The sequence below is a fragment of the Parasphingorhabdus litoris DSM 22379 genome (assembly GCF_020906275.1).
Lineage (GTDB): Bacteria > Pseudomonadota > Alphaproteobacteria > Sphingomonadales > Sphingomonadaceae > Parasphingorhabdus > Parasphingorhabdus litoris.
In genome coordinates, this window is record NZ_CP086727.1 from 836923 (window position 1) to 849374 (window position 12452).

At 53.8% G+C, this 12452-nt stretch carries 11 protein-coding genes; 8 read left to right on the plus strand and 3 right to left on the minus strand.

All coding sequences use genetic code 11. The features are described 5' to 3' along the window. Position 1: 1 nt before the first annotated feature. Positions 2–1546: a peptide ABC transporter substrate-binding protein gene (locus BS29_RS04165; RefSeq protein ID WP_229955962.1), complete on the minus strand. Its 1545-nt coding sequence runs from the start codon at positions 1544–1546 to the stop codon at positions 2–4. A 77-nt stretch (positions 1547–1623) separates the two neighbouring features. On the opposite strand from BS29_RS04165, the gene BS29_RS04170 reads away from it, so the two are divergent. From BS29_RS04170 to BS29_RS04185, 4 genes are all read left to right on the plus strand, one after another. Then, positions 1624–2808 carry an acyl-CoA dehydrogenase family protein gene (locus BS29_RS04170; RefSeq protein ID WP_229955963.1) on the plus strand — a complete coding sequence of 395 codons (1185 nt, stop codon included), beginning with the start codon at positions 1624–1626 and terminating at the stop codon, positions 2806–2808. A gap of 12 nt (positions 2809–2820) precedes the next feature. After that, entirely contained in the window at positions 2821–3462 is a 642-nt protein-coding gene (locus BS29_RS04175) for a glutathione S-transferase family protein (protein WP_229955964.1), read from the plus strand. 186 nt (positions 3463–3648) lie between these two features. Continuing rightward, positions 3649–4263 carry a DUF6445 family protein gene (locus BS29_RS04180; RefSeq protein ID WP_229955965.1) on the plus strand — a complete coding sequence of 205 codons (615 nt, stop codon included), beginning with the start codon at positions 3649–3651 and terminating at the stop codon, positions 4261–4263. Positions 4264–4295: 32 nt separating this feature from the next. Further along, the gene (locus tag BS29_RS04185) at positions 4296–5246 is read left to right on the plus strand and encodes an MBL fold metallo-hydrolase (protein ID WP_229955966.1); all 951 of its coding nucleotides are present in this window, start codon (positions 4296–4298) and stop codon (positions 5244–5246) included. Between the two features lie 9 nt (positions 5247–5255). Here BS29_RS04185 and BS29_RS04190 read toward each other — a convergent pair whose 3' ends face one another. Further along, positions 5256–7610, minus strand: coding sequence for a patatin-like protein (locus BS29_RS04190; RefSeq protein ID WP_229955967.1), 2355 nt, complete (start codon positions 7608–7610; stop codon positions 5256–5258). 56 nt (positions 7611–7666) lie between these two features. Next, positions 7667–8263, minus strand: coding sequence for a DUF1287 domain-containing protein (locus tag BS29_RS04195; RefSeq protein ID WP_229955968.1), 597 nt, complete (start codon positions 8261–8263; stop codon positions 7667–7669). A gap of 82 nt (positions 8264–8345) precedes the next feature. On the opposite strand from BS29_RS04195, the gene radA reads away from it, so the two are divergent. Genes radA through BS29_RS04215 form a run of 4 tightly spaced genes read left to right on the plus strand, consistent with a single transcriptional unit; the run spans position 8346 to position 12445 of the window. Next, the gene (gene radA / locus BS29_RS04200; RefSeq protein WP_229955969.1) at positions 8346–9710 is read left to right on the plus strand and encodes a DNA repair protein RadA; all 1365 of its coding nucleotides are present in this window, start codon (positions 8346–8348) and stop codon (positions 9708–9710) included. 9 nt (positions 9711–9719) lie between these two features. Next, positions 9720–10232: a CvpA family protein gene (locus BS29_RS04205; RefSeq protein ID WP_229955970.1), complete on the plus strand. Its 513-nt coding sequence runs from the start codon at positions 9720–9722 to the stop codon at positions 10230–10232. Then, positions 10229–10669, plus strand: coding sequence for an iron-sulfur cluster assembly scaffold protein (locus BS29_RS04210; protein WP_229955971.1), 441 nt, complete (start codon positions 10229–10231; stop codon positions 10667–10669). Before BS29_RS04205 ends, BS29_RS04210 begins: the two co-directional genes overlap by 4 nt. A gap of 3 nt (positions 10670–10672) precedes the next feature. Next, positions 10673–12445 carry a monovalent cation:proton antiporter-2 (CPA2) family protein gene (locus BS29_RS04215; protein WP_229955972.1) on the plus strand — a complete coding sequence of 591 codons (1773 nt, stop codon included), beginning with the start codon at positions 10673–10675 and terminating at the stop codon, positions 12443–12445. Positions 12446–12452: the final 7 nt, after the last annotated feature.

Genomic DNA, 12452 nt, shown 5'->3' on the forward strand with positions numbered 1-12452 from the left:
GTCATTTTCCGCTTATACGCAGAGTGCGGCTGGGATGCACATTGGAAATATTATCCTGCCATCCTGCTATGCGATTACTGACCAGGGACCGTGTGACGTAGAAATAAAGTGGTAAAATTGGCATGTCAGCAACAAGCATCTCGTCGGCCTGACGCATCAGCCGGTTTCTTTTATCAGGTTCGGCGGTCGCTATAGCCTTTGCAACCACCGCATCATAGGCGGGGTTGTCATATCCGGAATAATTGCCAGCGCCATTGGCGACCTGATGAACGGTCAGGAAATTTTCCGGGATGGGTAGATCGGCAATCCAGCCGGATCGGGCCAGCGCAAAATCATGTTGCCGCAGAGCGGCAAAATGCAAGGCGGCTTCGCTGTTGAACAGGCTGGCCTCAACGTTCAGGTCTTTCCACATGGCGGCCAGCGCAACCGAAACGCGGCGATGCTCGGTAGAACTGTTAAAGCGAATTTCGAATTTCAGCGGATTGGCCGGCCCATAACCGGCATCGCGCAGCAATTGTCGCGCAGTCGCCAGACGGCGTTCCCGGTCCCAGTCGGCCCAAACCGGCTTGGTGCTGATCCCTCCGGTCAGCTCGGGCGGCAGAAGGCTCCAAGCCGGGATATTGCCAATGCCGATTACCTTTTCCGCAATCCATTCCCGCTCAACCGCCATGGATAATGCGGTGCGGACTCGCGTATCGTCAAACGGGGCGTTGCGCGTGTTAAATGCGAAATAATAGCTGCCCAGATAGGGTGTGCTGCGCGTCAGATCAGGGTGGTTTTTCATCAGCCATTGGTGCCGGCTCGCCGGGTAATCAGCCGCCACATCAGCGCCGCCCGATAGAAACAGACGCATGGCAGACAGGCTATCATCCATCGGTTTCCAGATAATGCTCGCGGTTGGTGCTGGGTCGTCATGCCATAGAGGATTGCGTGTCATCCGGGCGTGATCGTTCAGCAGCCATGCGGCCAATTGATAGGGTCCGCTGACAACCATCGGGCGTTCGCTGGTCCATTTGTCTCCCGCTTTTTCAATGCGATGCAATGGCACCGCCGCCATGGCCGGATGAGCCAATGAGAAGGCCAGCGACGGTGCCGGTGATTTCAAGGTGACGATAACGGTTCTGGGTCCGTCAGATGTCACCGCCGCAATATTTTCGAACAAAGCCTTGGTCGGTGATGCGGTTTCCGGTGCTTGCAGGCGATCCCATATCTGCGGAAAGAGCGCAGCATCAAAGGCCATTCCGTCGGAAAACTGCAATCCATCCCGCAACCGGAATGTCCATTGCCTGCCGTCTTCGGTAATGCTCCAGTCCTCCGCTAGTCCGGGTTCCGCAAATCCGGACGCATTCAGGCGGGTCAGCCCTTCAAACTGATCAGCGGCAACGCGCAGAGAGGACAGGTCGGATATTTTCTGGGGATCGAGGCCCTTTATTTCAGAGTCGGATAGACGCACGATTTGATCCGGACCCGGCAAACTGTCCGAATCCGTGCGATTTTCACAGCCTGTCAGTAAGAGGGCAAAAGCCAAAAGTGCCAATATGCGCATGATATCAATAGTATATGTTTTTGCTGGATCGACAAATAGTAACTCCTATGCTGGCAGAGTTGAATGGAGATTCTGATATGACGGCCTTGCAATATGATATTCGCGATCTGGGCGGGAAAACCGGTGCCGCGATATTGAACTTGCTGCCGGAAATAGCCGATCGTGCAGCTGAGACGGAGGAAGCCCGCCGTCTGCCCGCCGATCTTGCTGCGAAAATGGCGGCGGCTGGGGCGTTTAACCTGTCCAAACCATCGGCACTTGGCGGGTTGGAATTGCCGCCACTGGAATTTCTGAAGATAATCGAAACGATTGCCGAGGCGGATGCCAGCGCTGGTTGGTGCGCGATGATTGCCGTGACCTCTACCTTGGGCGCCGCCTATATGGATGAGAGCCCGGCGGCTGAAATTTTCGGCCCAGATGATGTGATCACCGGCGGCGTGTTCGCACCCATGGGCAAGGCCGAGGACAAAGGCGATCATTATCTGCTCTCCGGTCAATGGCAATGGGGATCCGGCTCGGCCAATTGCAGTTGGCTCGGCGGCGGTGCAATGATCTTCAAAGATGGCGAGTTACAGAAATTCGAAAATGGCGCGCCTTATCACCGGATGCTGTTTTTTCCCGCGGGCGATGTGACATTTATCGACAGCTGGCATGTGGCTGGAATGAAAGGCACCGGGTCGGGCGATTTCAGCGTCAAGGATATCAAGATACCCAAGGATCGCAGTGTTTCCTTTATCGCTGACCGTCCGCGCGATACCGGGGCGCTCTATAAATTTCCGCTATTCGGTCTGTTGGCGCTCGGCGTGTCCTCGGTCGCACTAGGTAATGCGCGGGCTGCATTGGAGGAAATCAAGCAGATTGCGATCACCAAAAAGACGCCAGGCGGCGGCCGTAGCATGGCACAGCGCGCGACGGTTCAGGTCGATCTGTCGCGCGCCACCGCACAGCTGAACGGGGCTTTTGGCTTTTTGGAGAATGCCGTTGAAAAGGCTTGGACAGAGGCTCAGGGCAATGGTGATATCTCGCCGCAAGCGCGCGCAGACTTGCGTTTGGCCTGTGCGCACGCAACCGAGATTTCCGCAGAGGTTTGCAAAACGGCTTATACATTGGGCGGTGGCGGTGCGGTCTATTCCAGCAGCACTCTCCAACGGCGGTTCCGTGACGCCCATGTTGCAACCCAGCATATTGCCACCGCGCCGGCTGTGTTCGAACTGGCCGGGCGCGTCTTGCTGGAACAGCCTGTCGATATGGCGATGCTGTAAGCGGGAATATAAATGACCGGCCCCACCCTGCATATTCATGGTACGATCATCTCGACATATAGCCGGATTGTGCAGACTGTTGCTGAAGAGGCGGGGATTAGCTGGACGATCACGGCGACGCCGGCCGGGAGTCCCGAAAACCGGCAGAGGCATCCTTTTCGCAAGGTGCCGACCGTCACCATTGATGGCCTGAACCTCTATGAAAGCGTCGCCATCTGCCAATATATTGACAATGCGCATAATGACGGCGCTCTCCAGCCAGATGATCCTGCGACGCGAGCGGAAATGGATCGCTGGGTTTCTGTGGCCAATAACTATCTGTTTCCCGTTGCCGAACATGGTCTGTTGATGCCGCGATTGGCGCATCGGGTATTGAAGACCCCGTTGCGGTCGGATGTGATCGAGGCTGCCCTGCCGCAGATCGCGGAGCATCTTGGGATCGTGTGTCAGAGGGTTGAGGAAAGCCCCTATTTTGCGGGTTCGGAATTTTCGCTCGCGGATATTTTCGTTTATTGCATACTACGTCCCGTTCAGATGACATCTGAAGGAGACAATCTTATCGGACAGCTTCTACCGCTGCGCCACTGGCTCAACAAAGTCGGCAAGCGCCCCAGCCTTGTTGCGACCCGCTGGGAATCGGAAAATGAGCTTTAAAATTCTGTCCTACAGGCGGCGGATTGTGATATTTGGGGGAAGACGAGAGGAAAGCGGTTTGATTTCTAATAAATACATAAATATCAATGAGTTATGTCGAGAAATGGATTTCGCATCTCGAGCGGAAAAAGCACCTAAGGACATTGTGCACTTTGTGAACTTCGTAACAAAATTACAAAGGCCCAGATGATGCTCCCGTCTCTGCTCATTATCGATGATTTTTTGTCCGATCCGCTCGCGGCGCGCAAAGCGGCTTTGGCACTGGATTATGATCCGAACAATAAACACGGCAACTATCCTGGCCATATTTCAACGCAACCGCTCGAAATTCAGGGGCTGGACGAGCGCGTATCGGCGACAATTGGTGCGCCGGTTACCGCAGCGGCCGGAACCAGCCATGGCCATTGCCGCGTCACTCTGAAAGGTGACAAGGGACGTAGCGGTGTGCATATAGACCCGGCTTTCTATTCCGGCATATTGTACCTGTCGTTGCCCGAAAATTGCAAAGGCGGCACGGAGTTTTTTCGGCACAAACGGACGGGTTTGGAACGCGTGCCAAATGATCCGCTGGCCATTACGAAAGCCGGCTATTCCGACATTAATGCGCTCATCGAAGATGTTGTGAACCGGGACACCCTGCACAAAGCCAAATGGGAGCGTACCATGCTGATACCCATGCGGTTTAATCGGCTGATCCTGTTTAGCCCCTGGTTGTTTCATAACAGCGGCGCGGCTTTCGGAACATCACCAGAGACCGGACGGCTCGTACATTTGATGTTCTTTGCCAATGCTAAAAGATAGGTTACAAGACCATGAATTTTAGGAGAAACCCCATGAAGACCATATTGACCAAAACACTATCCCTCGCGCTGTTGGCGGTTTCCCCTCTGGCATTGACGGCTTGTGCCGAGAGCAATGCGCAGGAATCGGATCGCTTTGCGAAGGTGGAGATTAAAACCGAGAAACTGGGCGATGGTATCGCTGTGCTTTTTGGAGCGGGCGGCAATATCGGCGTGTCTTATGGACCGGATGGTACAGTGTTGATTGATGACCAGTTTGCACCGCTGACCCCGAAAATCCAGGCGGCAGTGGCGGCTCTCGGTGCGGAGCCGGTCAAATATCTGATTAACACCCACTGGCACTATGATCATACGGGCGGGAACGAGAATTTCGGCAAAGCGGGTGCGCTGATCATGGCGCATGACAATGTGCGGGAACGGATGGCGGGCTTGCAGAAGGAGGGACGCGGCAATGATCCGGCGTCACCGAAAGAGGCGCTGCCGGTGGTAACCTATCATGATGGTATCAAGCTGCATCTCAATGGCGATGAAGTGCATGTCAAACATATGGCCCATGCCCATACGGATGGCGATAGCATCGTCTTCTGGAAAAACGCCAATGTCCTGCACATGGGCGATCTTTACTTTAATCAGGTCACGCTGCCGTTCATTGATGTCAACAGCGGCGGCAATGCCAGGGGTGTTTTGGCGGCAGCCGAAAAAGCGCTGACCATGGTAGATGACAACACGAAAATCATCCCCGGCCATGGTCCGATGGCGACAAAGACGGATCTGATGGGTTACCGCGACATGTTGACCAGCGTTATCGATGCCGTTGAAAAAGCGCGTGGTGAGGGCAAGACGCTGGAGCAGATTCAGGCGATGAAACCGGCTGCGCAATGGGACACGAACAAGGACGCCTTCATCAAAGGTGATGCTTTTGTTGAGGCTGTCTATAAGAGTCTTGAAATGCCAGCGCATGGATCAGGCAAGCATAAACATTAGGGCAAGCTGCTAGGGCGTTGCCCGGTTAATCTCTTTGCGCAGGGATGTGATGAGCGGTCCGGCTTTGGTCAATCGCTTTTCTTCCTCATCGACGATCGCACGGAAGATGGTTTTCTTGAATTTCAGCGTTTTGGCAGCGTCGGGACGTTTGGGTTCCGGCAGGGTGGACAGCAGGATATCGACCATCCGTTCCGCCCCATGGAGCCGGCCCCAGAGATAGTCATTCTCGCGATAGGAGCGGCTGAAAAAGGCACCGAAATTATTGAATTCAATGCCTTTTAACGTCGCTGCTACGCCGCCCTGGCGTATGGATTTTGCATCTTCAGGGGAAATTCGGTCAACCTTGATCGGATCAAATTCATCGAGACCTTCGCCTTGTAGAAGGGGCAGGGTGGCGATGTCATAGAAAGGAAAGCCGAGGAAGGCGAGCAGCATCGAGCGCTTCTCCGCTTTAGGCAATCCGGCCATCGCTTCGGCGAGCTTGGCATCGACCAAAGCGTCGGCAGCCGCAAGGTCACGAGCATTGGCCAAGCATTCCAGCATAGCCGAAGGCTGGGCCTCGGCCTGCGCCGCTAACGCAACAAACTCATCGCCGAGATATTCGATCGTCTCGCGTTCGATATATAGGGAAAGGCAGTCGTAAATGACATCATGCATCTGCTCAATCACTGCATAGTCATCGGGATGCGCGCTATCGAGATCTTCGGCAAAGCGCCGCGCCAGAAAACGCAGCCGGCGGATGCGATAACCCAGATCATGCTGGCGAAAGAAATCGGCGGCCAGTTTTGACGGACCCGCGCCACCTTTCTTGCCGATATTCTCGAAACCGCGTGTCCGCATTTCGGACCATAAGGTTTCGCGGAGGGCTTGATGATTATGGACGTTGGGTTCTGCTTTTGCCCGCCGGACCGTATGGGCAATGTCTTCCAGAACCGTTGCGAGTTTGAGATGACCGTAGGCGCTGTAGGAAAAGCCGGCGAGCTTGCTGGCCTTATCCCGCGATTTGCGGCGCCAAGCGGCAAGGCGCGCTGCGGTTGGTCGATCGAGAAACAGGGTGCGCCCAAAAATGGCTTCGACATTCTGCTCGACCTCGGCACGCAAATTGTCGGTAATCTGGCGCATCTGGATGATCCGGCTGGAGCGACGCGATATGTCATCCAGATTGTCGCGGATCGGCTGTTCCCTGGGGATGTTGGATATCGCGCCAAAGATTGTGGAGAAGAAACCGGGCAGGCTTTCATCCTCGGCTTCCTGGGCCGCTTGCAACCGCTGCATTGCACGATCGCTTTTGGCGACATCCAGATCAGGTCGCGGATCAATATAGACGAAACGCCGGTCGACTTCGCGCTTTGCCGGTCGATTTTTGAGCGCTTCAATGGCCTGTGCAAAGGGTGCGTTGGCCAGGACAGAACCATCAATGAGCACCGTGTCATCAGCAGTCCCGGCACGGCTTTGATTGGGCAGGATGCGTTTCAGAAAATTGCGGCGATTGGCCCAGACATGATTGTGATCGGACAAAACGCTGTCGAGTTCTGTAACCGTGAAAGGAGGAAATGCCCCTGGGAAGCTAGCGGTCGCCCTGCCAGCAAAAACAAGCTCGGCTGGATCAGCAATGTCTGCTCCATTCGTACCGCGCGTCGAAAAACTGATGGTGATGCGATGCTCCATCTCCAGTGCTTCGGGCGGGCTGTGCAGTTGCAGTTTTTCCGGATGGCCAACAAAGTCAGTGACTGTGACAAACAGATCAAGCGGCTGACCGGGCGGCAGCAATTTGGGGCCAGGCTTTGTCTTTTTCATGGTCGCCAGCGCATCATAAATCAGGCCGGAGAATATCTTGCCGCCAAAAGGCGGCGCAAACCAGCGCGCGCGTACGAAGCGAGAAAGTTTCATCTTGACCTCTTCACGCGCTTCCTTGGAAACGGTCTGTTCTACGGCACCGCCTTTGCGACCCAGCGCCATCCATGCGATCGGTTCGGCCCAGAATTTGGAAAAGCGCGACAAAGGCCGCGCATCGGGGTCGAGCAATGTGTCGACATCTGCAGTTTCCAGCCACATGTCGGTCAGCGGCTCTAATGACTCTCCAGATATGATTGCTTGAGAGAGGAAAATCCCATTTATGCCGCCTGCGCTGGCGCCAGCGATAATATCAGGCAATACACGCAGTTTGACAGTGCTTTCCTGTTCTATCCATTCCAATATGTCGTAATAGGTGCCGCGGCTACAGCTATGGTCTTTCTGACCGTCGTGAAAATCCCGGCTCGCCTTGGCCAGCTTCCAGATTTCTTTGGTAATACCGTGCATGTAGATAGCAAGGCTGACGCCGCCATAGCAGATTAGAGCCAGTCGGAGTTCTTTTTGCCGCATGATTTTTCACTACAGTATGGCGAGGAGTGTGCAAGCGTGGAATCAGACAAATATTGCTAGACCGCCCAACGATAATGGCCGGTAATTGGCCACGCAAACAGGCGGTCTTCCTCACGGGTACCACGTCCGACATTGTGGATCAGCAGCGGGCGGCCTTTTATTTTACGATCTGAAACAATCCCGCAATGTGCCAGCCGGTCGTCAATAATGCTGGTTACGATATCACCGGGGAGCCAATCCTGAGGGTCTTTCGAAAAGGGCTCGACTGCCCCTTGCCGTTTGAAGAAGGTCCGCATGTTGGGGACGCGGCGGTGGTCGATATTCCGGTCTGTCGTCTTGAGCCCCCAGATTTTGGGATAGGCCGAAAATGCCTTTTTCATGTCGAGATGGATGAGCTTTTGCAGATCAAGGTCAAGACCATCACGATAGGCGCGGATGATGACATCGGTGCACGCGCCAGATTTGCGCGGAAAATCTCCATTCGGATAACCGATGCCATGATAGGCTTGGCTGTAAATGGTAGTCACGCCAACCTGATTGCGTGCAGCTTGCACCAATTTTGTCCCGCGGTTCAGCGGTTTTGCATTCAGCGACAGGGGGAGAAGTGAGCTGACGCAGGCTGCCGCGACGAATTGCCTTCGGGATATAGTCATGCAGAAAATATGTATTAAAATGCGTGAATTGTGAATGAATGAAAAGACTGGTGTTCTATATTTGTTCTGATAAATAGCGTTTATGGCCAAACCGAAGAAAAAATATGTCTGCCAAAGTTGCGGTTCGATTTCCCATCGTTGGCAGGGGCAGTGCGCGGATTGTGGGGAATGGAATACGTTAGTCGAGGAAGCAGGCGATACGGTTTTTGCCGCCAAACATAACCTGCAAAGCGGGGGCAGGGAGGTTCAGCTTGTCGGACTGGATTCTGAAATACAGCTGCCAGAGCGCAAAAGGACTGGAATAGAAGAATTTGATCGCGCCGTTGGTGGCGGACTGGTTGCCGGGTCGGCGACGTTGATGGGCGGCGATCCCGGTATCGGAAAATCTACACTGCTGCTGCAGGTTTCTGCTCGGCTCGCCAATGCGGGATGTTCAGTTGCCTATATTTCCGGCGAAGAAGCGGCAGATCAGGTAAGGTTGCGCGCACGGCGGCTGGGGCTTGGAAAAGCCCCCGTCAAATTGGCTTCAGCAACCTCCGTGCGCGATATTTTGACCACATTGGGCAAGGATGCGCCGGATTTTGCGGTGATCGATTCCATCCAGACCATGCATAGCGATCTCATCGAAGGCGCTCCGGGAACGGTAAGCCAGGTGAGAGCATCAGCTCAGGAGCTGATCAAATTTGCCAAGGAACATGGCACGATGCTTATGTTGGTCGGTCATGTGACCAAGGATGGTAACATCGCTGGACCGCGTGTGCTTGAGCATATGGTTGATACAGTGATGAGCTTTGAAGGCGAACGCAGCCATCAATACCGGATATTGCGGTCGATCAAAAACCGTTTTGGCGGCACCGATGAAATTGGCGTCTTTGCGATGGAGGAAATGGGGCTCAGCGAAGTGCAGAACCCGTCTGCGCTATTCCTGACAAATCGCAGCGAAGAAGTCACCGGCGCGACCGTTTTTCCGGCGTTGGAGGGGACGCGCCCGGTGTTGGTCGAGATTCAAGCTCTAACGGTCCGGCTGGCCAGTGGGGCAACCCCGCGCCGTTCTGTTGTCGGTTGGGACAGTTCCCGGCTTGCTATGATATTGGCAGTGCTCGAAGCGCGTTGCGGCCTGAGTTTTTCTGGGGCAGAGGTCTATCTCAATGTTGCAGGTGGATATCGTTTAACCGACCCGGCAGCTGACCTTGCCGTTGCGGCGGCCCTGATTTCTGCTCATGCTGAAAAACCAATGCCAAGCGATGCTGTCATTTTCGGCGAAATAGCGCTTTCGGGTGAAATTCGGCCAGTATCAAACACGACTTTGCGTTTAAAAGAGGCATCCAAACTGGGCTTTGGCAGGGCGTTGCTTCCGGCTTCAAAGGAAACGGCTTCAGCCGGTGTGAATTGTGTGAACTTTGCGAAGCTTGCCAATCTCGTTGACCATATGCTTGGCCGCGACTAGCTAGTTTTTATGACTAGCCTCGATATTTTTGTCCTGCTGTTGATGGGCGGAGCCGCTATATTCGGATTTTTGCGCGGATTTGTGCAGGAGACACTGTCTCTTATCGCTTGGCTATTGGTTGTTTTCGCGGTCCGTTTTTTGCACACCCCAGTAACTGAATTTTTCATCTCTCCCATTGGCAATGAGGGTGGGGCATCAGTGCTAGCCTTTGGGTCTATTGTGATTGTCACCTACGCTTTGGGGCGCTGGGTTGCCAAATCAATCGGCAGTAAATCGCGTAAATCACTGCTCGGTCCGATTGATCGGGTGCTCGGCTTTGGGTTTGGGTTGGTAAAGGGCCTGATTGGCGCGACATTGGCTTACCTGTTGGTGGTGCTGGTTTATGATACCATTTACGGCGCTGGGGAGCCACGCCCAGAATGGATCGTTGATTCCCGAACATATCCGTTGCTCAATGCCAGCGGAGACGCCCTGGTTCAATTTGTTGAAGAGCGGCGTGAAATGGCGGAGGCTGCAGAATGAGTGAAGCGCTATACACTCGCGATATCTTGCGGCTAGCTGTTTCGATTCCACATCAGTCGAGGCTCGATAAAGCCGATGGAACTGCTGAAGCGCGTTCGCGTACATGTGGCAGCCGCGTGACTGCCGATATCAAATTATCGGATGACCGATCGATCTCTGAACTGGGAATAGAGGTGAATGCCTGTGCATTGGGACAGGCCTCTGCCGCTATCATGGCAACAGAAGCGATTGGTAAATCGGAAGAAGAGATCGCAAAAACCAGACAGCAGCTTGCAGATTTTTTGCGAGGGGTTGAGCATAGCCCTGGCGAATGGATGAATATGAATCATTTGGTCGCAGCTAAAGAGCATGTAGGGCGACATGCAGCCATCTTATTGCCCTATGACGCGATCCTGGCCGCCTTCGAGGCCGCTGCAAAGAAAGATGAGGCGGCTTAACAAATGGACGGAACAGAAGCACATATGAGTGATCTGCTCTTTGGCGGTTTCATAATGCTCGGTGCGGCATTGATATTGGTGCTACTGTTCCGCAAGTTCGGAATTGGCGCTGTTCTTGGCTATCTGATTGCGGGTATCATGATTGGCCCGCAAGGCTTTGGTTTGATCAGTGAAGGCGAGACGATTCTCGAATTTTCGGAAATCGGTATCATCTTGCTGTTATTCTTGGTTGGCCTGGAATTGGCACCTGCCCGTTTAATGCGATTGCGTAAGGCAATATTTGGCCTTGGATTAAGTCAGGTTGCTTTCTGCGGACTGGCACTCTTTCTGCTCATTATGGCAACAACGAATTTTACTTTCGGCGCTGCCATCGCGTTGGGATTGCCGCTTGCGCTGTCGTCCACAGCGCAGGTTTTGCCCATGTTGCAATCCTCTGGAAGGCTTAATACTCCAACCGGAGAAAAGGCATTCTCGATCCTGTTGTTTCAGGATCTGTCGATCATCCCCTTGTTGACAATTGTTGCGGCATTGTCCCGTGCACCCGCTGAACCTGGTGAACTGTCAGGCTGGCTGACCGCAGTTCTGGGTGTCCTGGCGATAGGAGGATTGATCCTTGCAGGACGTTATGTTTTGCAGCCCGCTTTAGAATTGATCGGCAAAATTGCTGAGCGAGAGTTGTTCATTGTTGCAGGACTGGTCGCGGTGTTCGGTAGCGCGGCGTTGATGGAGCTGATCGGTCTTTCGCCAGCTCTGGGTGCCTTCATTGCCGGTGTGATGTTGGCCAATTCCCCTTATCGCCATGAACTGGAAGCGGATATCGATCCTTTCCGATCGCTTTTGCTGGGGCTGTTTTTCCTTGCTGTCGGTATGATGCTGGATATCGATGTGATTACGGAAAATACCGCATTTGTTTTCGGTGCCGCGATGGCACTTGTGGCGACAAAAATCATTATCATTTTCTGTCTCGGCAAGTTGTTCGGGATGGACACATTGCCTGCTCTAGGTATGGGCATGCTGCTCAGCCAGGGCGGCGAATTTGGTTTCGTGCTTTTTGCCGAGGCTGAAAAAGCACTGTTGATTCAACCCGAAGCAAGCAGTCTCTTTGGTGCTGTCATCACAGTTTCGATGGCGACAACACCTTTGTTGATGCTGATCGTTGAGCGATTCAATGTCGCTCGCACCGAAGGCGATGTGGATCTAGATGACCCTTCCCAGGCAGGGCAGGCATCCGCTATAGTGGTTGGTCACGGGCGTTTTGGCCAAACAGTTGCTCAAATGCTGAGCGGGGCGAATATTCCGGTCACGATAATAGATATCAAACCGCAGCAAATTGGTGTGAGCCAGAAATTCGGCCGCAAGGTGTTCTATGGCGATGGAACGCGGGTAGACTTGTTACGGGGTGCAGGCGCTGACCAATGTTCGGCCATTGTTTTCTGCATGGATGGCAAGGAGCTCAACTCTGAAAAGCTGGAAATGATCAAAATGTCCTTTCCAGAAGCCAAGCTATTTGTCCGTGCTTATGACCGCGTTCATTTGCTGGAAGTGAAAAAGGCAGGTCTTGATGGGGTTAAGCGAGAAGTATTTGAATCAGCAATCCATTTGGCCCGGCAGACAATGACCGCAATCGATGTCGATGAATCCTTGATCGATGAAGTGGACCGCGAATTCCGGCAACTGGACTGTGATCGTCTGGAGGCACAACGCGCAGCCGGTGACATGCTCGCCGGAAAGCATCTGGGATTTGGAATTACGGTATCAAATAAGGGTGGTGACTAGACCGGCG

Coding starts and splice junctions, on each gene's coding strand:
- BS29_RS04190 (WP_229955967.1), bottom strand. CDS start 7,610: ATGCGGCAAAAAGAACTCCGACTGGCTCTAATCTGCTATGGCGGCGTC.
- BS29_RS04195 (WP_229955968.1), bottom strand. CDS start 8,263: ATGACTATATCCCGAAGGCAATTCGTCGCGGCAGCCTGCGTCAGCTCA.
- BS29_RS04205 (WP_229955970.1), top strand. CDS start 9,720: ATGACTAGCCTCGATATTTTTGTCCTGCTGTTGATGGGCGGAGCCGCT.
- BS29_RS04210 (WP_229955971.1), top strand. CDS start 10,229: ATGAGTGAAGCGCTATACACTCGCGATATCTTGCGGCTAGCTGTTTCG.
- BS29_RS04175 (WP_229955964.1), top strand. CDS start 2,821: ATGACCGGCCCCACCCTGCATATTCATGGTACGATCATCTCGACATAT.
- BS29_RS04185 (WP_229955966.1), top strand. CDS start 4,296: ATGAAGACCATATTGACCAAAACACTATCCCTCGCGCTGTTGGCGGTT.
- BS29_RS04170 (WP_229955963.1), top strand. CDS start 1,624: ATGACGGCCTTGCAATATGATATTCGCGATCTGGGCGGGAAAACCGGT.
- BS29_RS04165 (WP_229955962.1), bottom strand. CDS start 1,546: ATGCGCATATTGGCACTTTTGGCTTTTGCCCTCTTACTGACAGGCTGT.
- BS29_RS04215 (WP_229955972.1), top strand. CDS start 10,673: ATGGACGGAACAGAAGCACATATGAGTGATCTGCTCTTTGGCGGTTTC.
- BS29_RS04180 (WP_229955965.1), top strand. CDS start 3,649: ATGATGCTCCCGTCTCTGCTCATTATCGATGATTTTTTGTCCGATCCG.
- radA (WP_229955969.1), top strand. CDS start 8,346: ATGGCCAAACCGAAGAAAAAATATGTCTGCCAAAGTTGCGGTTCGATT.